This window comes from Micromonospora sp. CPCC 205558, assembly GCF_036902955.1.
Classification (GTDB): Bacteria; Actinomycetota; Actinomycetes; order Mycobacteriales; family Micromonosporaceae; genus Micromonospora.
In genome coordinates this window covers 241,910-264,746 of sequence record NZ_JBAKHR010000002.1, presented here as the reverse complement: position 1 = coordinate 264,746, position 22,837 = coordinate 241,910, and the positions used below count along the sequence as shown (strand labels likewise).

Below are 22,837 nucleotides of genomic sequence, written 5' to 3'. Positions count from 1 at the left end.
TGATCTAATTCCCCCGCTAGTTCCGCTTCCGGGTGAGATGCCCCGCCCACTGTTCCGAGGAGATCGCATGAGCGTTACCGCCGATTTCAGCAAGCTCGTCGTCAAGGCCTACCAGGACAAGACCCTCGCCGAGCTGGTCGACTCCCCGGTGAACGCCCTCACCGGCGTCAGCGCCGGAGACGCCAAGCTGCTCAAGGAGGCTTTCAACATCACCACCGTGGGCGACCTCGGTCGCAGCCCGTACTTCCGCACCGCCCAGGCACTCGTCGCCCTGAGCGCCGCCAAGTAACGACGTCGGCAGCGCCGGCTGGGGCACAGTTCCCCCGACTGCTGGGACGGCAGGCACGTGGACAGCCCTGACCACAGGGGCGTCGGACCGGCGACAGCTACGGGTATAAGAAACAGCCGGGGCCAGGCCCGTGTCGGCCTGGCCCCGGGGTTCGGTTGGTCAGCTACGCAGCGTCCACTGCTGGTTCGTGCCGCCGTTGCAGGACCAGAGGATGAGCTTCGTGCCGTTGGCGGTTGCGGCGCCGTTGGCGTCGAGGCAGAGCCCGGACTGGGCGTTCGTGATGGTGCCGTTGGTGTTGACGTTCCACTGCTGGTTGAGCCCGCCGTGGCAGTCCCAGATGATGACCGCGGTGCCGTTGGCCGTGCCGGCCCCTGACGCGTCCAGGCACTTGTTGCCGTAGACGGTCAGCTGCTTGCTGGCGGTCTGGGTCCACCGCTGGTTGGTGCCGCTGGAGCAGTCCCAGAGTTGCGTCTGCGTGCCGTTGGTGGTCGAGGAGTTGGGCACCTCCGCACAGCGACCCGACTGGCCGCCCACGAGTTGCCCGTTCCCCGTACCGCTGCCACCGCCCTGCTGCTGCCGGACGATCGAGGTCGACTCGGCCGACCGGTTGCCCTGTGCGTCGACGACGTAGAGCCGGTACTCGCCCTGAGTGCTCGGCACGGCGATGGACGTGGCGGTGCCGGCCGCCCTGGTCATCGTCGCCCCGGCGGTGAAGGTGGTCGTGCCGTACGGAGCCAGCCAGACCGACTTGGTGGCGTCGCCGATGCTGCGGATCGGAATCGACGCGGTGGCACTGGTGACGAACGTGCTGGCCGGCAGCACATAGTTCGGCGCGGAGAAGGTGCTCGCGGGAATGATGTTCCGGTACGCGTCCTCAAGGCCGGAGTTCGCCGCGATGCTGTACGCCGCCGACGGCCAGACATAGTCGGAGGAGACGAGGATGTCGGCGACAGTGCTGTTCGGCAGAATCTTGTTCGAGACCTTGTTGATCGGGCCGTAGGTCTGCGTGATGCTCAGATCGTGCTTCCGACCCCAGTCGTCGGAATTGATCATCCAGGTGACGTTCTTGTCGATGCTCAGGACGTTGTCCCGGAACGTCATGAACGCCGATCCCTCGTCCGGGTGCAGCCCGTACTTGTGACCCGAGGGAACGCCCTGGAGGTAGTTGTTGGTGATCGTGGTCCCGGGCTGGCTGCCGAGCGTGTAGATCGGCGCCGTGTCGCTCAGGCGCTGCACCGTGTCGATGATGTGGTTGTAGCTGATGGTGTTGTTGCGCGCCGTGGTGGTCGGTCGGTTCGGCGTGATCGAGCCCGACGATCCGTCGAAGTTCCACCAACCCCAGCCGAGGGTGATGCCCGACCACGGAGCCTTCTCGATCCGGTTGCGCTGGATCGTGAGGGTGTCGACGAAGTACGCCGAGATGGGGCTGTGCCCGTTGAACAGGACGGCGCTGTCGTAGAGGTAGTTGTTCCTGATGTCGATGTTCTTCGGCAGCCCCTCGACCTGGGGAGAGTACTTCTCGTTGTTGCCCGACGTACCGTCGCCGATGAAGACGTGCTGCGGGTGACCGATGTTGATGGCCGACCCGGCGACGTCGTTGGTGTGGTTGCCGATCAACTGCGAGTTCTGCACGTCGTTGACCATGCTGATGCCGTCGCCACCGGTGTGCTGGATCCGGTTGCGGCTCAGGAGGATCCCGTCGGCGTTCTGCACCTGGACGATGGCGGGAGTGACGTCCACGTTGCGGTAGTAGTAGACGTGGAAGTTGCCCTTCGCGTACACCTGAGCGCCGAGGTTGCCCTGCTGCGCCTGCTTGAAGGACGAGCCGGCGACGTTGAACAGGTTCCAGTCGGAGTGCTGCACCGTCAGGCCGGAGAAGGTGATGTTGCGCGCGTGGCTGCTCGTCGAGGTGCCGGCGACCCGCAACAGGGTGCTGACGTTGCTCGGCGCGTAGACCGTCGCTGTCGACATGTTCTCCGAGCTGGCCTTGTAGTAGTAGACCGTCTGGGTGCCCTTGTCGAAGTAGAACTCACCGGGCGCGTCCAGGAACTCGTAGGCGTTCATCAGCTTGTGCGTGCCACCCGACTGGGCGTTGCCGTTGAACGCGCCCTGGGCGATGGCCCCGCCCGGCTGCTGGAGCAGGGCGACGCGGCTCGTGCCGTCGGTGGTCACCTGACGGACCCCCACGATGGCCGTGGTCCAGGTGGTGCCCGTCTCGATCTCGATGTCGTCCTGGTTGCGGGGGATGGCGGGGAAGTCGTTCTGGCTGTACCTCGCGCCGTCGCACTGCGACCCCGACTCCCAGGCCCAGGAGGCCTGACCAGCGGTGACGTTGTACGTCCCGTAGCAGCCCGCCGAGCTGACCGTCTTCGACGCCATGTACGCGCGCTTGTCGTTGACGTAGAGCGCCCGCAGCTTGTTGGCGCGGCTCAGTGGCGCCTTCCAGATGTTGCCGCTGTGCTGGCTCCACCCGGTCACCTGGACACCGCCGTCGAGGATCGGCGTCTCGTTGGGGTAGGCGGCATAGCTGACCCGGAACCCATTGGCCCCAGAGTCCGCGGCACCGAACTCGATGGTGCTGCTGACCGGATAACGACCACCGCGCAGGTAGACCTCAATGTCGCCGGTCATGCTGGCGTTTATCGTCCGAACGACGTCGCGCGCCCGTTGGAGCGTCTTGAACGGGGACTGCAACGTGCCCGGGTTGGCGTCGTTACCGTCCGGGGCCACATAGTAGGTCGCCTGGACCGCGGCCGACGCCGGCAGCTGGTTTGTCAGCACTGCCGGCAGCGTGGCGGCGACAAGCGCCGCCACCGCCAACAATGACGTTCGAGCGGTGGATATGGCTGACTTCACGCTCTGTTCCTCTCACTGGTCGTCGACGTGGGTTGCCCAACGTGCGTATCGAGCGACGAGTACGGAACAGGGACGCCACCAAGGGCCGGTGGGGACTTCCGTCGCCCCGACCGCACTCTTTGTTAACCGCCCCGAAATGCTTAGTGGGAGCGTAGGTCACACGTCTGACCAATGCAACAGTCAATTGGAGGGCGTCTATGCAGAAATACTCACCGATCGGGCAGATCGGCCATGTTGCCCGCGCGCCCCTGACAACGTCGTCCGACGAATTCGCAGTGACGGTCTCAGCAGCGCTCGATGGCCCGCCGACCACCGGCCTCCCCCGCTCGCGCGCAGGGGGCGCAGGTGGCGCGGCGTTCCTTTGGAGCTGAATCGCTGACGACATCACCGCCGCACGGTCGCCCGGGCAGCCACCCGCCACGTGGGCCTGCCGCGCCCGATTCGTTTACGGCATCAACTCCATAGGCACCGCGGGGCCGGTTCGACGATCGAACCGGCCCCGAACCCTGGTCAGCTGATGGAGAACTCCGCCAGCCGCAGCGGGGAGTCGAACACCAGGTACACGTCGCGGGTGCCGACGGCACGGGCCAACGCGGTGCTGGTGCTGACGTACCGGTAGTCGTCGCCGGTGCTGGGCACGGTGGCCGTGCCGAGCAGCCGGCCGGTGGGCGACCCCAACCGGATCTGGATGGTGCCGGCACCCGCGCCGACCCTGGCGACCTTCGCGGTGAAGGTACGCGCGTCCGCACGCAGCGCGGAACCGTCGAAGGAGATCCACTGACCGGCTGCGGTGGCACCGACCGCCGTACCGCTGGGCTTTGTCTCGTCGACCAGCCGCACCCCCGCGTACCTGTCGAAGCTCTCCGCTCTGGTGGGCCGGGACAGGTTGCGGGCCGGGATGGTCTCACCGCGGACCCGGACCGCGGCGCGGGCCCGGATGTCCTCGGCGGACGCCCCGACCATCAGGTCGTGCACCGACGACTCGACCACCCACCGGCTGCGGGTGACGTCCCAGTGCGCCAGGTCGGCGGCGGGCAGGCGCAGGGTCACGGTACGGGTCTGCCCGGGCGCGAGTTTCACCTGCTGGAACGCCTTGAGCTGGCGGATGGGGGTGGTGTCCCGCGAGGTGCGCTGGTGGGTGTAGAGCTGGACCACCTCGGTCCCGGCCCGGCTGCCGACGTTGGTCACGTCGACACTGGCCGTGATGGTGCCGTCGGCAGCGACCGACTGGGCAGCGGCACGCAGCTGGCCGTACCGGAAACGGGTGTACGACAGCCCGTGGCCGAACGGGTAGAGCGGCTTCGCGGTGCTGTACAGGTAGGTCTGCCGGGACGAGATGATGTCGTATTCCAGCAGGTCCGGCGGCAGTTGCGAGTCCGAGCGGTACCAGGTCTGGGTGAGCCGACCGGACGGGTTGCGGTCGCCGAAGAGGACGTCGGCGACGGCGTGACCGGTCTCCGCGCCCGCGTGGGTGGTCCAGACGATGGCCGGAACGTGCTCCTGCTCCCATCGGATGGTGACCGGGTAGCTGGTCTGGAGCACGAGCACGGTCCGCGGGTTGGCCCTGGCCACGGCCTTGACCAGCGCCTCCTGGCCGGCACTCAACGCCGTGGAGGTCCGGTCGTGCGCCTCCCGGCCGTTGATGAACGGGTTGCTGCCGACCACCAGCACAGCGGTGTCGGCCGCCTTGGCCGCCGCCACGGCCCGGTCGATTCCATTGCTGATCACTTCGCGACTGAAGTGGGCCGCGGCGGCCGGGGTCGATGCACCGAGCTTCAGGGCGCCATCGTCGCCGACCGTCACGTACGTGTCCGCGCCGAACCAGCTCTCCTTGGTCTCGTAGCCCATGTAGCGCAGCACCACTGTTCCGTCGGCCTGCGGTTCCAGCTTGAACTGCTGCTGGACGTACCAACCGTTGGGCTGCTCGTCGCGGGTGAGGAACGGCCCCCAGTTGTAGCCGAGGTAGCGGCCGTTGGCGGCGTTGCGCATCGTCACCACGTCCTGCCCCCAGTCGACCACGTCGAACTGTGCGTCGAGCGCGGCCGTGGCGCCGGTCGCGGTGACCGGGTTGGCGTCGGTGGTGCCGGTGGCCGTGACGTACCGGCCGGTCGCCGCGTCCTTCAGGGCGATCCGGTCCGCCCCGTCGAGCCCGCTCACGCTGGCCGAACTGCCCAGTCGTTCACGGATGCCACCGAGCGCCGTCACCTGGTAGGGCAGGTCGCCTCCGTACCAGTCGGAGTAGAGGGTGTCGGCCAGCGGGCCGAGCACCGCCACCTTGCGGGTGCGGGCCGGGTCCAGCGGTAGCGCCTGCCGCTCGTTCTTCAGCAGCACCATCGCCTCGCCGGCGGCCTGCCGGGCCAGTCGCTGGTGTTCGGGGCTGTTGATGACGTCCGGGGTGATGCCGCCGTACCGGCCGCCACCCGGGTCGAACTCACCCAGCCGGAATCGGACGTTGAGGATCTCGCGGATCCGGGCGTCGATGTCGGCCTCGGTCAGCAGACCGGTGGCGAGGGCCTGCTTGATCGCGGTGATGGTCGGCTGCGCGTTCGTGTCGTCGGTGATGAAGCTGCTCAGGCCGGCCTTGATGATCGCCGCGTTGCCCTCGGCCTGGGTGGCGTAGTACTTCTGGGTGTTGACGAGGTTGTTCGGCGCCCAGGCGTCCGTGACGTTCATCAACGGCCTGTCGGTCCAGTCCCGGAACACCGTCATCGGGTCCGGGTCCACTGTCGCCGGACGACCGTTGACCAGGTTGTACGACGCCATCACCCCGGTCGCCGCACCGGCCGCGATGGCCGGCTTGAAGGCGGCGCGGTCGTACTCGTTGAGCACCCGAGGCGGCACGTTCGAGGAGGTCACGTCGCGTCGGACCTCGTTGTTGTACGCCAGGTAGTGCTTGAGGGTCGGCGCGCTCTTCAGGTGGTTCGGGTCGCCGCCGGTCATTCCCGACCCGTACGCGGTGGAGATCGCGCCGGTCAGCAGCGGGTCCTCGGAGTAGCCCTCCTCGTTGCGGCCCCACCGGGGGTCGCGCAGCAGGTTGACCACCGGTGCCCACAGGTTGAGCCCCCAGACCCGGGGGTTCTGCGCGTGGTAGCCGCGCGCCTCGTCGCCGACGGCGGAACCGACCTGCCGGATCAGGTCCGTGTTCCAGGTGCTCGCCATGCCCACCGGCTGGGGAAAGGTGGTGCCGCGAGCTTTGACCACCGCGCCGTTGTTGTCGATGTCGGTGGACCAGGCCACCCCGTGCAGCGCCTCGGTGCCGGTCTTGAACAGGCCGATGCCCAGTCGGGGAACGGCCGGCTGGTACTGGTGCAGCCAGGAGATCTTCTCGTCCAGGGTGAGACGGCCGAGCAGGTCGTCGACCCGGGCGTTCACGGGCAGGTGGGGATCTCGGAACGGGTAGGTGGGCTCGGCGAGCGCGGTGCCGGGAACGGCCGGTAGGGCGAGCAGGGCAAGCGCGAGCGCGGTGATTCCGCGCCGAAGGCGCCAGTTCCGCATGCGGTTCTCCTCAGGTCGTACGACCGACGCCCAGCGGGCGTCGAGGCCGGCGTGATCAGGCTCGACACCCGGCTGACGGGCCTGTACGACGAATCGTCGAAGCGCTTCGACGACCCCGCCGCGTCACCACGGCCATGATTGTTGTGATCCGCGCAACTATAGATGTGCACCTATGGCTCGGCAATACCGTAGGCTGCTGCTGCTGATCATCGTCGATTCGCCGCCGCCGACCGGACCTCACCGTCCGGTCGGCGGCAGCATGCCGGAAGGCCACACGATGGGGGCATGGTGGATCGATGCTGGGGATAGCCGCGTCGCAATGGCGCGTACGGCTGCGCCGGTCGCTGGCCCTGCTCTCGATGATCGCCGTCGCGGTAGCCGGGTTCACCCTGCTCACCGGGGCCGCGGTGACGTCCCGGCTGGATGCGGTGGGCGCGGTCAGCGCCAACTACCGCCCGGTCTACGACCTTCTGGTCCGCCCGAAGGACGCAGTGTTACCGCTGGAGCAGGAACGCAATCTGGTCCAGTCGGGCCAGTTGGCGGGTATGCGTGGCGGCATCACCCACGACCAGTGGCGCGAGATCCAGGCGGTGCGTGGGGTGTCGGTGGCGGCACCGGTCGCGATGGTCGGGTACGTGATGCGCACGGTGCCCGTGACCGTCGACCTGTCGGACCACCTTGACCCGACCGCCGAGCGTCAGGTGTTGCGGGTCCAGCCGACCTGGGTGACGGACGCCGGGCTGAGCCAGATCCCGGACGGGCCGGCGTTTCTCTACGCGACGCGCAACCGGCTGGACGTGGTGCCCAACAGCGAGCTGAAGAGCGGCGGGGGCCTGCCACCACCGGAGGAGGTCGACGCCGACGGCCAGCGGGTCAAGATCTGCCCAGCGGCGGCGGCCATCGCCACGGACGACTGGCTCGCACCGACGGACCTGCGCGCCCGATCGTCGTTGACGTGCGTCGGTGGCATGGGTTCGACGGATCGCGAGGGAAAGGTGACGCGGCCGACCGTCAGGTTGGCGTGGACGGTGCCGCTCCTGATGGCCGCGGTCGACCCGGAGTCGGAGGCCGCGCTGGCCGGACTGGACCAGGCCGTCACCTCGGGCCGATACTTCACCTCAGCCGAAGCGCCGACGTCGCGGCGACTGGACGGAATGCCGTACCCCTACTCGGTGCTCCCGATCCTCATCGCGGACCGACCTCAGGTCGACAGGACGCTCGACGTCACCGTGCAGCGCCTGAACCCGGACGCGACCGAACTGGTCCGGACGTCCGCCGACGACCAGCGGCTACGCGCGGCTCTCGGCGACGAGTCCGGCACCCCGATCGCCCAGAAGTCGACGTCGGTGGCGGAGCCGTACCAGGACATGGTCAACCGGATGCTCCACCCGGGAGACCTGGGCGTCGAATACGACTTGGCGACGGCGAACACCATGTGGCTCCACCAGTTCTGGACCGTCGGGCCGGCGAAGACGACGCGCGACGGGGACGGTCTGCGTGCCCAACCGGATCCGTACGACCTGAAGGTCTGGGGCCAGGGGGCCGACGACGGCGGGTCGTCCCGGCACGTACCGATGGAGTTCGCGGACACCAGCGTCCGCAGTGGCGTGGCCGTCCACCGGAACCTGGCCCACGGGTACGAGCCGCAGCCCGGGGACGTGAGCATGCCTGACGCGGCGCTGGGCGCGGTGGGCACCTTCGACCCCGCCAAGGTTTCGCTGGGCAGCGCGCTGTCGGCGGTGCCCATGGACACGTACTTCAACCCGGGCGCCGAGGGCGCCGACGAAGCGTCACGGCAGGCGCTGGGCGGCCGACGCCTGGCCCCGAATTCGAACGTCACCGGCCTGCTCAGCCAACCACCGCTGATGCTGACCACGATGGCGGCCCTGCCGGCCATCTTCGACTCCGGCGCGTACAGCACCGAGCCCAGCTACCCGGAATACCAGCTCAACACCGCCGCACCAATCAGCGTGGTACGCGTCCGGCTGGCCGGAGACGTCGGCATCGACCCGGTCTCCCGGGAGCGGGTCCGTGTGATCGCCGAGGAGATTGCGCAACGCACCGACCTGCAGGTCGACATCACCCTGGGCGCCTCCCCCACCGCGATGACTGTCCACTACCCGGCGGGCAACTACGGCCGGCCCGACCTCTCCGTGGCCGAGCCCTGGGTGCAGAAGGGCGTCGCGTCCGTGCTTGTCCGCGCGGCCGACCGCAAGAGCGTGCTGCTGTCCGTGCTGGTGCTCGCGGTGTGCGCGCTGGCGGTGCTCAATGCCAACACCGCCGCCATCCGCGCCAGACGCACCGAGTTCGGCATCCTCACCTGCCTCGGATGGGGCCGGCGACATCTTCTCCAGCTGATGTTCATCGAGATTGTCGGCATCGGTCTCGCCGCGGGCCTCGCTGGCAGCGGGCTGGCGCTCGGGATCGCGCTCGGTCTCGGGCTGAACATCGCGTGGAGCCACACGCTGCTCGCCGTACCCTCAGCGGTGGCCCTTGCCCTGCTCGCCGGCGGCTGGCCGGCCTGGCGGGCGGCCCGCCCGGACCCCGGCGAGATCATCCGACCCGCCGTCTCGGGTCTCGCCCTCCGCCGGCAGGCGCCGCGCGGGCTGGCTACCCTCGCCCTGGCCAACCTTGCCCGCACTCCCGGTCGGACCAGCCTCGGCGCGCTGAGTCTGATGATCGGGGTGGCCGCCCTGACCATGTTGTTGGCGATCACGTTCGCGTTCCGTGGGGCGATCACCGGCACCCTGCTCGGTGATGCCGTCACCCTCCAGGCCCGCACCGTCGATCACATCGCCGTCGCGGTCACGATCGTGCTCGGCATCGTGTCGGTCGCCGACGTGCTCTATCTCAACATCTCCGAGCGCGCCGCCGAGTTCGCCCTGTTCGGTGCCGTCGGCTGGACCGACGCGATGCTGAACCGGCTGGTCGTCATCGAGGCCATCGGCATGGGCGCCATCGGTGGCACGCTCGGTGCCGCTGCCGGCCTTGGCGCGGCAGCGGTCTTCGCCGGGGGCGTCACCGCTCCGATCCTCTGGTGTTCCGGAGCCGCCCTGGTGTTCGGCGTCGCCGTCTCCGCCCTCTCGGTGGTGGTGCCGATCGCCATGCTCCGCCGACTGCCCACCGCCCACCTGCTCGCCGAGGGGTGAGCGGCAAAGGAGTAGCTCCGATGGAACGGACGTCAGCTGCGGCGTCGAGCACGCTCACCATGCCGCTTGTGTGTCTCACGCGGGTACGGAAGTCGTTCCCGCTGCCCGACGGAGCACCGCTGGTCGCGGTCAACGACGTCAGCCTCACGATCGCCGCCGGCACCGCGATCGCCTTGACCGGGCCGAGCGGCTCGGGCAAGTCGACGCTCCTGCACCTGATCGGCGCCATCGAACGGAGCGACGGTGGCACGATCGACGTCGGCGGCCAGGAGGTGACCGGCTTGTCCGGCCGGGCATTGGCGGCCTACCGGCGACGGGTCGGCTTCGTGTTCCAACGGTTCCACCTGCTGCCCACGCTCACCGCCCTGGACAACGTCACGGCGCCGCTGATTCCGTTCCGCACCGATTTCGACAAGGTCGCTCGTGCGCGTGAGCTGCTGGCGATGGTGGGGCTCGCCGACCGCGCCGCCGCCCTGCCGTCGCGGCTCTCCGGCGGGCAACAGCAACGGGTCGCCATCGCCCGCGCGCTGATCAACCAACCTGCCCTGTTGTTGGCCGACGAACCCACCGGCAATCTCGACAGTCAGACCGGCAACGCGATCGTCGACCTGTTGCTGAGGCTGCGCGACGAGCAGGGTACGACCCTCATCATGGCCACCCATGACACCGGTATCGCCGCCCGCTGCGACCGGGCCGTCCAGATGCGGGACGGGTGCCTCACCAGCTGACGGGAGCCGACGCCAGGGCGAGCGGGAACTACGCCCTCTGCGGGCCCTCGCCGTGCTCGCTCGACCCCATCCGCCCGCTGCGCGACCAGGTCAGCCTCAAGGTGCCCTGCGAGGCTGCGGTCGACTCGTCCAACCTGCCCGGTGACCCCCTCGGCGACTGTCTGATCACCAGCGCGCGGTCCCGCGCTGATGCAGCGGTACGAGGTCTGGGCGGACCAGATGACCGCCGGGCTGCACCACGAGCGGGTGCCGTGGATGAACGACACCCTCATGGGCTTGCGCATCACCACACGGCTGACCCACCCCAACTGGCCCACGCGTTGCCGGCGTCTCCGGACGCCGGCAACGCGTCAGCCCGTCGAGGACGTGTGAGAGGCCGAAGCGACGCGGTGATGATCACCACGTTCAGTGAACTCTCCCCTGACGGGAGGGTAGGTTCGCTGTCGCTGTCAGGGCGAGGCCGCAGGGCTCCCCGGCGACCGTGACGCGTCCGGGCAATGACGCCCTGAGGCCGTTCAACCGGCTGTCGCTCATCGGTGGGTAGTTGCCCGACCTCGGGCGGAACTGTGCGCGTCCACGGGACGCCCGAGTGGAAATGGCTGTATGTCTTCTGTGCTGTCCGCGGTCAACCTGCCGCGTCTGTCCCGTCCGTCCTGGCTGTCGCCGAAGGTGTTCCGCACGGAGGTCCTCGCCGGCCTGGTCGTCGCCCTGGCGTTGATCCCGGAGGCGATCTCCTTCTCGATCCTCGCCGGGGTCGACCCCCGCGTGGGCCTGTTCGCCTCGTTCACCATGGCGGTCACCATCGCGATCTGCGGCGGCCGGCCGGCGATGATCTCCGCCGCGACCGGGGCCATCGCCCTCGTCGTCGGGCCGCTGGCGAAGGAACACGGGCTGAACTACCTGATCGCGGCGGTGATCCTCGGCGGTGCGATCCAGATCCTGCTCGCCGTGCTCGGCGTGGCGAAGCTGATGCGGTTCATCCCACGCAGCGTCATGGTGGGTTTCGTCAACGCCCTGGCCATCCTCATCTTCGCCGCCCAGGTCCCGCATCTGCTCGGCGTGCCGTGGCTGGTCTACCCGCTGGTCGGCGTCGCCCTGGCGATCATGGTCGGGTTGCCCCGGCTCACCCGCGCCATCCCGGCGCCGCTGGTCGCCATCGTGGTCCTGACCCTGGTCACCGTCCTCGCCAGCGTCGCGGTGCCGACCGTCGGCGACGAGGGGGCCCTGCCGGACAGCCTGCCCACCCTCGGGCTGCCGCAGATCCCCTGGACCATGGACACCCTCACCCTGATCGCTCCCTACGCTGTGGGGATCGCGCTGGTCGGGCTGATGGAGTCGCTGATGACCGCCAAGCTGGTCGATGACATCACCGACACCCCCTCCAGCAAGACCCGTGAGTCCTGGGGCCAGGGCGTCGCCAACATCGTCACCGGGTTCTTCGGTGGCATGGGGGGCTGCGCCATGATCGGCCAGACGATGATCAACGTGAAGGCCTCCGGCGCCCGTACCCGCCTGTCGACGTTCCTGGCCGGAGTGTTCCTGCTGGTCCTGGTGGTCGCGCTCGGTGACGTGGTCGCGGTGATCCCGATGGCTGCGCTGGTCGCCGTAATGATCATCGTGGCGGTGTCGACGTTCGACTGGCACTCCGTCGCCCCGGCCACGCTCAAGCGGATGCCGTACGGCGAGACCATCGTCATGCTCGCCACCGTCGCCACCACCCTGGCCACCCACAACCTCGCCATCGGCGTCGTGGTCGGCGTCCTCACCGCCATGGTGATCTTCGCCCGGCGGGTCGCCCACCTGGTCGAGGTCACCAGTGTCCTCGACCCGGACGGCACCACCCGGATCTACTCCGTGCACGGCGAGCTGTTCTTCGCCTCCAGCAACGACCTGGTGGGGCAGTTCGACTACACGAACGACCCCGAGACGGTGGTCATCGACATGACGCACGCCCATGTCTGGGACGCCTCATCCGTCGCCGCCCTCGACGCCATCACCACCAAGTACGCCGCCCGTGGCAAGACCGTCGAGATCACCGAGCTGAACAAGCCCAGCGCCCGTATCCACGACACCCTCGCCGGCCAGCTCGGCGTCGGCCACTGATGGTCGCCACCAGCCGGGCCAGCGGGTCGGAGCGGCACGGCGCCGCCTCAGCCACCGGCCGCCTCATGCAGATCGGCGAGGCCGCCGAACGGGTCGGGCTGAGCATCCGCACCATCCGCCACTACGAGGAGGCCGGCCTGATCGTGCCCTCCGCCCGCAGTGAGGGTGGCTTCCGCCTCTACACCGAACCCGACCTCGACCGCCTCGCCGTGGTCAAACGCATGAAACCCCTCGGCTTCACCCTCGACGAGATGCGCGACCTCCTCGCCGTGCTCGACGCCCTCGACACCGCCACCGGCGCCGACCGCGCCGCCCTGCTCGACCGGCTCGCCATCTTCCACACCGCCGCCGCCACCCGCGTCACCGCCCTGCGCGCCCAGCTCGCCCTGGCCGAAGGCTTCGCCGACACGCTCCGCAGCAAACTCGACCACCACAGCGACCCCACCGCCTGACCACCCCCGCCAACGGACGTCGTCAGCCTCGTTGACCTCGACGGTTGCGCCAGCGGGCGCCTCGGTACGGTCCACCGATGACCGTCGTACGCTCGATCCTGCTGTTCACCGTCGCCGCCCTGTTCGAGATCGGCGGGGCGTGGCTGATCTGGCAGGGCTGGCGCGAGCACCGCGGCCTGTGGTGGATCGCCGCCGGAGTCATCGCCCTCGGCGCGTACGGATTCGTCGCCACCTTCCAGCCCGACCCGAACTTCGGGCGGATCCTCGCCGCCTACGGTGGCGTGTTCGTCGCAGGCTCCCTCGCCTGGGGCGTGATCGTCGACAAGTTCCGGCCGGATCGGTGGGACGTCATCGGCGCCGGCATCTGCCTGATCGGCGTCGCCCTGATCATGTACGCGCCGCGTTCGACAGGCGGCTCCTGACTCGGGTCGCCGGAGCGCGTTCACCCACGTCCGGCAGGCGGCAAGGTTCGGTTGATCAAGCGGGTACGCTCGTTATTGCTGCATGCTGCGCTGCCCGGGCACCAACGGCGCCGAACGGCAGGCTCGGCCGGAAGCGCGCAGTGGATCCGCAGAATTTCGCGCCGCTCCAGGGGGAAGTCACCAGGTGAGCACCCATTCGACGTTGTTGTTCGTGCTCGCCGCTGTCGCGGTCATCGTCGGCGTGCGGTGGGTGGCGGCCCGCACCGGTCTGCCGGCCGCGGCGCTTCTGCCGCTCATCGGCATCGTGTACGCGCTGCTCCCCGGCCCCAACATCGGCCTTGATCCCGACCTGGTGCTCATGGTCGTGCTGCCGCCGCTGCTGTACAGCGCCGCGCTGGACTCCTCGCTGCTGGACATCCGCCGGAACCTCCGCATCGTGGTCAGCTTGTCCGTGCTGCTGGTGCTCCTCACCGGGGTACTGGTCGGCATCGGGTTCCACCTGTTCGTCGCCGGGGCGACCCTCGCTGCCGGGATCGCGGTCGGTGCCGCCATCGCGCCGCCCGACCCGGTGGCCGCCCTGGCGGTGGGGCGCCGGGTCAACCTGCCACCGAAGTTGGTCACGATCATTCAGGGCGAGGGGCTGCTCAACGACGCCACCGCGCTGACGATGCTGAGCGTCGCGGTAGCCGCCGCCGTGGGCGGCGAGTTCTCGTTTCCGGCCGCCGTCGGCCAGTTCGTGCTGGCGGCGGTCGGTGGGGTGGCAGTGGGAGTGACAGTCGCCTGGCTGGTACGTCTGGCCCGACCGCTCACCACCGACCCGCTACTGTCGAACGCCATCTCGCTCGCGACACCGTTCGTGGCCTACCTGGTGGGTGAGGAGCTGCGCGTCTCCGGGGTGCTCGCCGTGGTGATCGCCGGGCTGATCGTCGGCCACCAGACGCCTCAGCTCGGGTCCGGCGCCGCCCGGTTGCAGACAAGCGCGGTGTGGCGGCTTGTCGACTTCCTCCTCGAGGGCTTCGTCTTCCTGCTGATCGGCCAGCAGCTCCCCGAAGTCATCAAGGGTCTGCGCCAGTACGAGACGTCCACCATCGTCATCGCCGTCGCGGTGTCGGTCGGCGTGGTGCTGCTGCTGCGCCCCGCCTGGCTGGTGCTGACGCAGTCCCTCCCCCGGTCGCTGCACAGCCGGTTGGGCGGCATATCCGAGCAGGACGACCCGAACGAGCCCGGTAGCGCCCGGCAGGTCGCCCGCGCCGACCGCGACGCCCGACGGCTGTCCCGGCGCGAGGTGACGGCGCTGAGCTGGTCGGGCACCCGTGGGGTCATCAGCCTGGCCGCGATCTTCACCTTGCCGCTGACCACCAACAGCGGGGCACCGTTCCCCGACCGGAACCTGCTTCTGTTCTGCACCTTCGTGGTCGTCCTCGTGACGCTCGTCGGGCAGGGCCTGACGTTCGCGCCGCTCGTGCGGATGCTGGGCCTGCGCGCCAACAAAACCGACCAGGCCCGGGTACGCAACGAGGCCCGTTCGGCGGCGGTCGAGGCGGCCCTGGCCCGCCTCGACGAGGTTGCCGCCGAGGAGCCGGACAGCGCGGCGGCCGTCAACAAGACCCGTACGCAGCTGCAGGCCCGACTGGCCCGTTACCGCGGGCGGCTGGACCATCTGGAGCAGAGCGGCTCAGCCGAGATGCCCACCTCACCGGAGTACGAGACGGCGCTTCGTGTCCGGCGGGCGGCCATCGACGCGCAGCGCGAGGAGCTCGTGCGCTGGCGCGACTCCGGCCGGTTGCCGGACGAGGAACTCCGCGTCCTGGAACGCGAACTCGATCACGAGGAGCTGCTACTCCCGAAGCGGACCAGCTGATCTGCCACGACGGCGTGTCGCGAGCCGTCACCAGGGCACCACACCGGCGTCCTCGAAGAATCCGCCGGTGGGGCCCCCGTCGGGCAGTGTGGCCAGGCGGATGGCGATCGCTGCGCCCTGCTGGGGAGTACGCACCCCACGGAAGCCGTTGAGGTCGGTGGCGACGAAGCCCGGGCAGGCGCAGTTGATCAGGATGTTCGTGTCTGCCAGTTCCCGGACGTACTGAAGGGTCACGGCGTTCAGAAACGACTTGGAGGGCGCGTAGGCCACGGCGACCGGACCCGTGGTGGTCTCACCACCGGGGCCCGACTGTCGGGCCAGAGAACCGACGCTGCTGGACATGTTCACGATGCGCGGCGAGGCCGACCGGCCAAGCAACGGCAGCATGGCGTTCGTCACCCGGATCACGCCGATGACGTTGGTTTCCACCACCGTGCGGATGACCGCCGGATCGACGCTGCTCGGCTGCTGCGGCCGTCCGCCGGTGATTCCGGCGTTGTTGACCAGGGCATCGAGGCGTCCGGCACGTTCGGCGATCAGATCGGCGGCGGCGGCGACACTGCGGTCGTCGGTGACATCCAACGGGACACCGAAGGCGTCGACGCCGGCGTCCCGCAGCCGCGCCACCGCCTCATCCCGCCGGGTCTGCTCGCGCGCCCCGACACCCACGCTCCAGCCCAGCGCACCCAGGCCCGCTGCAATCTCGTACCCAATGCCCTTGTTGGCCCCGGTGACCAGGGCGATCTTCGTGTCATTCATGTCTTCGACTGTGAATCACGGCCCGCAGGCCGTCCAAGACCACCTGAGTCATGAGCGATACCGTGACGGTATCGCCGCACCTCCGTGCCCGGCTAGGCTTCAGACGTGGAGACACGAGAGCTGCGGTACTTCGTCGCCGTGGCCGAGGAACTGCACTTCGGCCGAGCGGCGCAACGCCTGGGCATCGCCCAGCCGCCATTGTCGCGGGCGATCAGTCAGCTCGAACGCCGCCTGGGTGCCGCCTTGCTCATGCGCGACAGCCGCTCGGTGACCCTGACCGAAGCTGGCGCGGTCCTGCTGCACGAGGGACGAGCAGCACTGGACGCCGTGGAAGCTGCCGAACATCGCGCCCGACGCGCAGCTCTCGCCGCCGCTGGTCGGCCCAGCGTCGTCCTGGCGACCAAGGCTGGGGCGTCCAGCGAGTTGCTCGCGAAGCTGCTGCACGCCTACGCCGCCGAACCTGGATCGGTCGACGTCGACGTGGCGCTGTGCGGCCCCGGCGAACAAGAACGACTGCTGCGGACCGGCCGTGCCGACGTCGCGATCCTCCACCACCCGTTCGACGACCTGACCGGGTTCGACACCGAGGAACTGCTCACCGAGGGCCAGGTCGCCATCCTCCCGGCCGGCCACCCCCTCACCACTCGTACGAGTCTGCAGCTGAGCGAGGTGACCGACCTGCCCGACCTGCCTCTCCCGCGCTGGCCCGAAAATGACGGCACCTATCCCGACGGCCCAGGTCCTGAGGCACAGAGCCACTCACAACTTTTCCAGCTGATCTCCCTTGGCCGGACCTTGCTGGTCGTGCCTGACTCCGCCCGATCCCAGTTGACCGATGAGCTCGTCGCCGTGCCGATCGCGGACGCGCCGGCAGTCACCACGGTCATCGCCTGGCCCCCGCACAGCCGTTCCCGAGCTGTGGCTGATCTTGTACGAGCCGCACTGCGCCTCTAGCCGGCTGCACCAGGTCGATCCCCATCGGGGGCTGACCGAGCACGACTTCACTGTGATCGAAAGCTGGCTCCGGCAGGCGTGGTAGGGCGAGCTCCACGCCGTCGCCGGCTGTCTGGCCACTCGGGATCGACGTCGGCGAACGGTGCGCCGCAACGGCGACACCGGTGGCCGGCTGAGCTGCTCTACGGGGACGGAACGTTCGGTAGCAGGTCGTCGTCGCGTCCGGTCTGGGGTAGCCCAGCCACAGCGGCGATGGCCTTGACGGCTTCGTGAAGCCCGGTGGTCTCGGGTAGGACGAGTTCGTCGGGCCAGCCCAGGACGTCATGGGCGGCGTACCAGCCGCTCATGTGCTCGGCGGTGAACTCACTGGCCTGCGGGCGGGTGAGGTGCCGGCGCAGGGTCTCGGCTAGGGACACGTCGAGATAGCAGAACAGCGACCGCCCGCGGTGGTCGTCCCGCAGGGAGGTCAGCATGCTTCGGTAGCGGCTGCTGTGCATGATGCCCTCCAGCACGACGTGATAGCCGTGGTCCAGCGCGAACCGGACGGTCTGCCCGATCAACGCCGGCGCCGCGCCGCCGGGCTTGTCCCGCTCGCGCAGCAGGATGCGGCGCAGGTAGTCCTGCTCGACCAGGGCGCAGCCCCGGCCGTGCCGGCGTCGTAGCTCGCGGGCGATGCTGCTCTTGCCGGAGCCGGAGTTGCCCCGGACGCAGACGAGGATCGTGTCCGGGCTGCCAGTGGGTTCAGCGAACACGATGCCTCCTCAGCTCTAGGTGTTGCGGACAGTGAGGCCGAGAGCGGCGACGGCCAGCTGGGTGAGGTCAGGAAGTTGGTCCTCGCCGAGGGTGACGCCGCGCAGGTTGTCCAGCGGCGTCTTGAGTCCCTGGAGCCGGCTGCCGCGCAGGTCGGTGCTGTCGAGGTGGCAGGAGTCCAATTCCAGTCCGGCGAGGTCACACGACCGCAGCGCGATGCGAGGTAGCCGGCAGGAAGACCACGCGCCGTTGGTGAGAGTGCAATCGGTGAAGGCGACCGAGCCCGCGGCGGTGACGCGGTGGAAGGTGGCGTAGTCGAAGCGGCAGCTGTCGAACAGAACGTCCTTGAGGCGCACGTCGGTGAGCCTGGTGCCGGTGAACCGGGAGCCGGTGATCGCGCAGCGTTCGATGGTGACGCCGGTCAGGGTCGCGCCGGAGAAGTCGGTACGGGTGATCTCACAGCCGTAGAGGCTGCCCGCTTCCCAGGTGCTCTCGCTCAGGTCCACACCGGTGATCAGGCTGCTGCGGATGCGGGCGTCCTCAAGGTGGACACCGTGCCACGCTGTACCCTCGACGAGTGCCTCGGTGAGGCCGCCGGCCAGGTCCGTCGTGGTGTCGAGGTCGCCCGGTTCGAGGTCCGGCAGCAGAACCTTCACGTCGCCGACCGTGGTGGTGCGCATGTGTCCTCAACCTGTGTGGGCGCGGGGTGGGCACGCCACCCCGCGCGTCCCGTGGTAGGGCTACTTCTTCTTGTTCCAGTTGTCCCAGCCGGGTCGACTGTCGAACTTACCCTTGTTGTCCCAAGCGGGGCGGTTGTCGAACTTCGCCGCGTCGATCGCTACCGACCGCTCAGGGTCGACGCCGAGGCGAGCGAGTTGCTCGGGTGCGGCGTTGACGAGGACCGCGAGAGCGTTGGTCATGGTGCTTCTCCTTGAGGGGCGAGGTGATCCGCGGCGGCGCGGACGAGGCCTGTCGGGTGGTCCGGCAGTAGGCGGTTTCATGGGCGGTGAACGTCGCGTGCTCGAAGTAGCGGTTGCCGGCCTGGGCGCCGCGGCAGAAGTCGTAGAAGGCGCAGTGGTCGGCGCAGTCGTTGAGGGCCGCAATGAACTCGGCGACGTAGCCCAGGTCGCCGGCGCCGGCGAGCATGGCGGTGATGGGCTGATGAAGGACGTTGCCGGCGATGAAGTCGCCGTATCGCGGCTCGGTGATGCCGAGCAGTTCCGGTGACAGCAGCACCACCTGCCCATCCAAAGAGACGGTCGGGATCGGCTCGTACGGCGCGTGGTTGACGCGGCCAGCGCGGGTGGCGGCGAGATAGTCGGCCAACCGGTCCACGTCGCGGATCCGCAGCGGACTGCCGCCAACGCGACGTTCGATCAGGCGCTGCCAGAACCGGTACGCGGCGTCCTCCGACACCGGTGCCCGGTCGGCGCCCTCCTGCTCTTCGATGTTGAAGCCCACCGACTCGCAGCCGGGCAGGCCGGAAGAAGTCGATGAGGGCTTCCGCGTGGTCGATGGTTTCCGGGGTGGCTACACAGATCACCGAGTACCTCAGCCCTGCCTCGGCCAGGGTCTGTATGCCGCGCAGAGTGCGGGCGTCTGTTGACGTGCCGGCCCGGTCGAGGCGGTTCCGGTTCAAAGCGCCCGGTCCGTCGATGCTGACCCCGACCTCGAACCCATAAGCGGTGAAGAGCTCGCACCATTGCCGGTTGATCAACGTCGCGTTCGTTTGGATCTCGTGACGCACCATCCCCGCGCGCCGAAGCTCCTCGAACGGGGCCAATAAATCACGGAACAACCCGATGGGAGTGGCGATGGGTTCGCCCCCGTGCCACACGACGCTCACCGGATGACCGCTGTTCTGCTGGGCGATCGACTCGGCGCAAGCCTGCGCGACCGCGCCGCTCATCAGGCGGAGGGATCTCCGGTCGGGCAGGTAACAGTAGGTGCAGTCGAGGTTGCAAAAGCTCGTCGGCTGCACGACCAGGGTGTGGAAGCTGCCGGCGACCGCCGGCTGGCCGGTGACGTTGATGAAGCCGATGCCGTTCACGAGGAGGCCTCTTCGATGCTGCTGGCCGTGGTGGTACTGACGCGGTAGGCGTGGGTATGGCGGGCGGGCCAGCCGAGGAACCGGTCGAACATGTCGGCGGCGCTGCCCGTGACGCTCGGGTTGAGCCGATGCAGGTCGTCGATCGCGTCGTGCAGGCAGCCGGCCAGGTAGAGGAACAGGCTCACCGGCTCTTCCCGGTACTCGGCGAGGAGCGCGAGCTTCGCCGCGCCGCAGGGCCATGGCTGCCCGCACCGGCGGCACAGCCACAGCGGGCGCATCGGCAGATGTTCCACCTCGGCTGGCGCGAGCCCGTTCGCCGCCAGACGGCGCTGCTGCCCGGTCACCGGCGACCGCCCTCGCGGGCCTGCTGCTCGAACAGCCGACGCCACACGAAGGTGAGCAGCGGAGGATCAGCGCGCCGCACCGGACCCTGTGAGGACGTCCACTTGGGCTCGGGGCGCCGGGACTGGCTGGCTATCGCGTTACGCGAGACGTACACCGTCATGCCTCCACCCCCACCAGGATCGATGAGCGGCGGGCTCGCCGGGGGAATGGCGAGCCCGCCGCCGCATCACGGCGGCTGGGAGCAGGCCGCCGATCACCCACCCACGCAGCCCTAATGGCGGTACGCAGGCGGGGAGAACACCGAGACAGTTCGTTCCAGGACGGGCCGAGCCTGCGGCCCAAGCCGTGGTGTGGTGCGCCGCTCATCGATCCCTCCATCTGCAGCTCCCTGTTAGTCATCCCCAACACCGGCATCGACACGCGCCGGTGATCTGGGGTGAACTGAACGTAGGGGCGGTCCGTACGGAGGACCGGGAAAATCCGTACCGGGTCCGGCGGCCTTCAGCGGGCAGGGTGATGGTGTGCGAGGGATGACGGAAGACATGACCATCGGCCAGCGCGTCGCCTTTTATCGACGTCGACGAGGCCTCTCCCAAGAGGTGCTAGCCGGTCTGGTCGGCAAGACCCAGGAGTGGTTACGCAAGGTCGAGACGAACCGGGCCGACCTCGACCGGCTGTCAGTCATACGCACGATCGCCAAAGCCCTCGACGTGTCCCTCGGCGACCTGATCGGTGCACCGAGCCTGTTCGAGTGGTCGGACGACTCAGGGCGCGAGACCATCCCGGCCTTGCGGGCCGCGCTTCACGACTATCGTCACCTCGCGCCGACGCTGACCAGCACGAGGGACGCCGAAGCGCCCGCTCTGCGCGAGATCGAGAACGATGTCGCCGAGATCTGGACCGCCTACCAGCACTCGCGGTACGGCACCCTCGCCCGCCGGCTCCCCTACCTCATCCACGACTGCCTCACCGCCACCGAGGCGTACGACGGAGACGACGGCCAGCGCGCGCACGCCATGACCGCCTACGCCCACCAGCTCGCCGCGTTGTTCCTCACCAAGCTCGGCGAAGGTGACCTCGCGTGGACCGCCGCCAGCCGAGGACTGGCCGCCGCCAACGCCAGCCACGACCACGTCGTCATCGGCTCACTCAGCCGCTCCGCCGCCCACTCGCTCGCCTCCATCGGTGAGTACGCCCAAGCCCGCGGCCTCGCCGCCACTGCGGCACAGTTCCTGGAAACACGGCTCGCCAAGCCGACTCCGCAGCTGTTGTCGGTATACGGCAGCCTGCACCTCGTCTGCGCACTGGCCGCCGCGCGAGACGACGACCGCGCCTCGGCCGACACCCACATCACCGAGGCCGATGCCGCCGCGCAGCGGCTCGGTGCCGATGGCAATCACGTGTGGACCGCGTTCGGGCCGACCAACGTGTCGATCCACAAGACGACCGTGGCGATGGAACTCGGCGACGTGCAACGCGCCATCGCCATCGGCGCCCCACTCGACACCAGCAACGTGCCCGTCGAGCGGCAGGTTCGCCACGCCATCGAAACCGCCCGAGCCCTCGCCCGCTGGAACCGCATCGACGACGCGCTCACCGCACTCCTGGACGCCGAGGTCATCGGCCCCGACCAGGTGCGCTACCACCAGCTCTCCCGCGACCTCGTCCGGGACATCCTCACCCGCCCCCGAGCACCTCGACTGGCCGTCGAACTCAGCGACCGCATGGGCGTCCGATCGGGAGGGCCGCGCTGGTAGCTGGGCTCAGATAAGCCGGCTCGTGTAGCCGGCCGCCACCAGGCGCGCGAAGGCCGCCCGTACCTCGTCCGGCATCTCCTGCGGGATCGCGAACCCGCGATCCGCGTACACCTCGATCCGCTGCGTGTCGCCGACCAGCATGTCCACCACCCGCCGCGGGTCGCCGATGCTGCGCACGTAGTCGTCCAGTTCGAGCGGGTTCGAGGCGCACACCACATCGACCTCCGGCCACATCAGCCTGCAGGTGGCGTAGGCCCGACGCTGTTGGTAGGGCCGCGACATGATCAGCACCGACTTCACCGGAATCCGGTGTTCGGTCAGGAGCTGACGGGAGTACTCCAGGTTCTGGGCGGTGTTCGTGGCACGCGGCTCCACGAGAATCGCTTCCGCGGGTACGCCCTGCTCGATGGCGTACTCGCGGTAGTGCACCGCCTCTCCACGCGGGAACCTTTCGACAGTGGTCGGGGCGTTCGCACCGGTGAAAACGATCCATGGGAACAGGCCTGCTTGAAACAGCCGCGTTGCGACCACCGCAACGCCGAGGTCATGGCTGCCCAGCCCGATGCCCACGTCGCACGGGCTGAGCTCGTGGCGCATGTCGTGGTATCGCCACAGCGTCTCCACGTCAGCCCGGACCTCGTCCGGGAACACGTGAGTCGGCACCGCGGCCTGCCGATCCATCAGCGCCCGCCAGGTGGAGCAAGTGCTGGAGTCTGATCCATGCCCCGTTCCCTCATAGCGTCAGCGTAGGGCAGGCCGAACGATCCAGATCAGCACAGCTCCTCTGTCCACCGGGGGACACTCAGGCAGCGCCGACGCCATCAGCGCCATCGGCAGCCGCTCCCTCCGCCGGCGCCAGCTCGCGTA

The 22,837-nt window shown here is 69.0% G+C and carries 19 protein-coding genes and 1 pseudogene; 10 read left to right on the top strand and 10 right to left on the bottom strand.

Annotated elements, in window-relative coordinates; genetic code table 11:
* The first annotated feature begins 67 nt into the window (after positions 1 to 67).
* The gene (locus tag V6U86_RS03625; RefSeq protein ID WP_334498359.1) at positions 68 to 289 is read left to right on the top strand and encodes a hypothetical protein; all 222 of its coding nucleotides are present in this window, start codon (positions 68 to 70) and stop codon (positions 287 to 289) included.
* A gap of 159 nt (positions 290 to 448) precedes the next feature.
* Here V6U86_RS03625 and V6U86_RS03620 read toward each other — a convergent pair whose 3' ends face one another.
* Both V6U86_RS03620 and V6U86_RS03615 read right to left on the bottom strand, forming a co-directional pair.
* Positions 449 to 3,145 carry an RICIN domain-containing protein gene (locus tag V6U86_RS03620; RefSeq protein ID WP_334498357.1) on the bottom strand — a complete coding sequence of 899 codons (2,697 nt, stop codon included), beginning with the start codon at positions 3,143 to 3,145 and terminating at the stop codon, positions 449 to 451.
* A 510-nt stretch (positions 3,146 to 3,655) separates the two neighbouring features.
* On the bottom strand, positions 3,656 to 6,640 hold the full coding sequence (locus V6U86_RS03615) for a glycoside hydrolase family 3 protein (protein WP_334498355.1): 2,985 nt from the start codon (positions 6,638 to 6,640) through the stop codon (positions 3,656 to 3,658).
* A gap of 296 nt (positions 6,641 to 6,936) precedes the next feature.
* Between V6U86_RS03615 and V6U86_RS03610 the strand changes: the two genes are divergently transcribed.
* The 7 genes from V6U86_RS03610 (at position 6,937) to V6U86_RS03580 (ending at position 15,355) form a co-directional block, all read left to right on the top strand.
* The gene (locus V6U86_RS03610) at positions 6,937 to 9,789 is read left to right on the top strand and encodes an ABC transporter permease (RefSeq protein ID WP_334498352.1); all 2,853 of its coding nucleotides are present in this window, start codon (positions 6,937 to 6,939) and stop codon (positions 9,787 to 9,789) included.
* A gap of 20 nt (positions 9,790 to 9,809) precedes the next feature.
* The gene (locus V6U86_RS03605) at positions 9,810 to 10,517 is read left to right on the top strand and encodes an ABC transporter ATP-binding protein (RefSeq protein ID WP_442934869.1); all 708 of its coding nucleotides are present in this window, start codon (positions 9,810 to 9,812) and stop codon (positions 10,515 to 10,517) included.
* Positions 10,518 to 10,706: 189 nt separating this feature from the next.
* Positions 10,707 to 10,889 (top strand): hypothetical protein, encoded by a 183-nt coding sequence (locus tag V6U86_RS03600; protein WP_334498349.1) that lies wholly within the window; start codon positions 10,707 to 10,709, stop codon positions 10,887 to 10,889.
* A gap of 231 nt (positions 10,890 to 11,120) precedes the next feature.
* The gene (locus tag V6U86_RS03595; protein WP_334498346.1) at positions 11,121 to 12,620 is read left to right on the top strand and encodes a SulP family inorganic anion transporter; all 1,500 of its coding nucleotides are present in this window, start codon (positions 11,121 to 11,123) and stop codon (positions 12,618 to 12,620) included.
* Positions 12,620 to 13,072: a MerR family transcriptional regulator gene (locus tag V6U86_RS03590; RefSeq protein WP_334498344.1), complete on the top strand. Its 453-nt coding sequence runs from the start codon at positions 12,620 to 12,622 to the stop codon at positions 13,070 to 13,072. The genes V6U86_RS03595 and V6U86_RS03590 overlap by 1 nt, the downstream gene beginning before the upstream one ends.
* A 77-nt stretch (positions 13,073 to 13,149) precedes the next feature.
* The gene (locus tag V6U86_RS03585) at positions 13,150 to 13,494 is read left to right on the top strand and encodes a YnfA family protein (RefSeq protein ID WP_334498342.1); all 345 of its coding nucleotides are present in this window, start codon (positions 13,150 to 13,152) and stop codon (positions 13,492 to 13,494) included.
* 184 nt (positions 13,495 to 13,678) lie between these two features.
* A complete protein-coding gene (locus V6U86_RS03580; RefSeq protein WP_334498340.1) occupies positions 13,679 to 15,355 on the top strand; it encodes a Na+/H+ antiporter in 1,677 nt (558 codons plus the stop codon).
* A 27-nt stretch (positions 15,356 to 15,382) separates the two neighbouring features.
* Here the strand turns inward: V6U86_RS03580 and V6U86_RS03575 are convergent, their stop codons facing one another.
* Positions 15,383 to 16,114 (bottom strand): SDR family oxidoreductase, encoded by a 732-nt coding sequence (locus V6U86_RS03575; protein ID WP_334498338.1) that lies wholly within the window; start codon positions 16,112 to 16,114, stop codon positions 15,383 to 15,385.
* 105 nt (positions 16,115 to 16,219) lie between these two features.
* Between V6U86_RS03575 and V6U86_RS03570 the strand changes: the two genes are divergently transcribed.
* Positions 16,220 to 17,068, top strand: a complete 849-nt coding sequence (locus V6U86_RS03570; protein WP_334498335.1) for a LysR family transcriptional regulator — start codon at positions 16,220 to 16,222, stop codon at positions 17,066 to 17,068.
* 182 nt (positions 17,069 to 17,250) lie between these two features.
* On the opposite strand, the gene V6U86_RS03565 is transcribed toward V6U86_RS03570, so the two are convergent.
* The 6 genes and pseudogenes from V6U86_RS03565 to amcA (V6U86_RS03540) all read right to left on the bottom strand — a co-directional run bounded on the left by V6U86_RS03565 (position 17,251) and on the right by amcA (V6U86_RS03540) (position 20,373).
* Positions 17,251 to 17,820, bottom strand: coding sequence for a kinase (locus V6U86_RS03565; RefSeq protein ID WP_334498332.1), 570 nt, complete (start codon positions 17,818 to 17,820; stop codon positions 17,251 to 17,253).
* Positions 17,821 to 17,835: 15 nt separating this feature from the next.
* On the bottom strand, positions 17,836 to 18,498 hold the full coding sequence (locus V6U86_RS03560; RefSeq protein ID WP_334498328.1) for a pentapeptide repeat-containing protein: 663 nt from the start codon (positions 18,496 to 18,498) through the stop codon (positions 17,836 to 17,838).
* Between the two features lie 60 nt (positions 18,499 to 18,558).
* Positions 18,559 to 18,738 carry a multiple cyclophane-containing RiPP AmcA gene (gene amcA / locus V6U86_RS03555; RefSeq protein ID WP_238645117.1) on the bottom strand — a complete coding sequence of 60 codons (180 nt, stop codon included), beginning with the start codon at positions 18,736 to 18,738 and terminating at the stop codon, positions 18,559 to 18,561.
* Positions 18,735 to 19,868: pseudogene (gene amcB / locus V6U86_RS03550) on the bottom strand (cyclophane-forming radical SAM peptide maturase AmcB). The gene amcA (V6U86_RS03555) and the pseudogene amcB overlap by 4 nt, the downstream one beginning before the upstream one ends.
* Entirely contained in the window at positions 19,865 to 20,212 is a 348-nt protein-coding gene (locus V6U86_RS03545; RefSeq protein WP_334498323.1) for a hypothetical protein, read from the bottom strand. Before V6U86_RS03545 ends, amcB begins: the two are co-directional and overlap by 4 nt.
* Positions 20,209 to 20,373 carry a multiple cyclophane-containing RiPP AmcA gene (gene amcA, locus V6U86_RS03540; RefSeq protein ID WP_334498320.1) on the bottom strand — a complete coding sequence of 55 codons (165 nt, stop codon included), beginning with the start codon at positions 20,371 to 20,373 and terminating at the stop codon, positions 20,209 to 20,211. The genes V6U86_RS03545 and amcA (V6U86_RS03540) overlap by 4 nt, the downstream gene beginning before the upstream one ends.
* 370 nt (positions 20,374 to 20,743) lie before the next feature.
* On the opposite strand from amcA (V6U86_RS03540), the gene V6U86_RS03535 reads away from it, so the two are divergent.
* A complete protein-coding gene (locus V6U86_RS03535; protein WP_334498317.1) occupies positions 20,744 to 21,970 on the top strand; it encodes a helix-turn-helix domain-containing protein in 1,227 nt (408 codons plus the stop codon).
* 6 nt (positions 21,971 to 21,976) lie between these two features.
* On the opposite strand, the gene V6U86_RS03530 is transcribed toward V6U86_RS03535, so the two are convergent.
* Positions 21,977 to 22,651 (bottom strand): YdcF family protein, encoded by a 675-nt coding sequence (locus tag V6U86_RS03530; RefSeq protein WP_334498315.1) that lies wholly within the window; start codon positions 22,649 to 22,651, stop codon positions 21,977 to 21,979.
* Between the last annotated feature and the right edge of the window lie 186 nt (positions 22,652 to 22,837).

Bases quoted from the DNA above. Each gene is read 5' to 3' on its own strand.
- V6U86_RS03590 (WP_334498344.1), top strand. From the start codon at position 12,620: ATGGTCGCCACCAGCCGGGCCAGCGGGTCGGAGCGGCACGGCGCCGCC.
- V6U86_RS03605 (WP_442934869.1), top strand. From the start codon at position 9,810: ATGGAACGGACGTCAGCTGCGGCGTCGAGCACGCTCACCATGCCGCTT.
- amcA (WP_238645117.1), bottom strand. From the start codon at position 18,738: ATGACCAACGCTCTCGCGGTCCTCGTCAACGCCGCACCCGAGCAACTC.
- V6U86_RS03535 (WP_334498317.1), top strand. From the start codon at position 20,744: ATGACGGAAGACATGACCATCGGCCAGCGCGTCGCCTTTTATCGACGT.
- V6U86_RS03595 (WP_334498346.1), top strand. From the start codon at position 11,121: ATGTCTTCTGTGCTGTCCGCGGTCAACCTGCCGCGTCTGTCCCGTCCG.
- V6U86_RS03575 (WP_334498338.1), bottom strand. From the start codon at position 16,114: ATGAATGACACGAAGATCGCCCTGGTCACCGGGGCCAACAAGGGCATT.
- V6U86_RS03530 (WP_334498315.1), bottom strand. From the start codon at position 22,651: ATGGATCGGCAGGCCGCGGTGCCGACTCACGTGTTCCCGGACGAGGTC.
- V6U86_RS03560 (WP_334498328.1), bottom strand. From the start codon at position 18,498: ATGCGCACCACCACGGTCGGCGACGTGAAGGTTCTGCTGCCGGACCTC.
- V6U86_RS03625 (WP_334498359.1), top strand. From the start codon at position 68: ATGAGCGTTACCGCCGATTTCAGCAAGCTCGTCGTCAAGGCCTACCAG.
- V6U86_RS03610 (WP_334498352.1), top strand. From the start codon at position 6,937: ATGCTGGGGATAGCCGCGTCGCAATGGCGCGTACGGCTGCGCCGGTCG.
- V6U86_RS03615 (WP_334498355.1), bottom strand. From the start codon at position 6,640: ATGCGGAACTGGCGCCTTCGGCGCGGAATCACCGCGCTCGCGCTTGCC.
- V6U86_RS03585 (WP_334498342.1), top strand. From the start codon at position 13,150: ATGACCGTCGTACGCTCGATCCTGCTGTTCACCGTCGCCGCCCTGTTC.
- amcA (WP_334498320.1), bottom strand. From the start codon at position 20,373: ATGACGGTGTACGTCTCGCGTAACGCGATAGCCAGCCAGTCCCGGCGC.
- V6U86_RS03600 (WP_334498349.1), top strand. From the start codon at position 10,707: ATGCAGCGGTACGAGGTCTGGGCGGACCAGATGACCGCCGGGCTGCAC.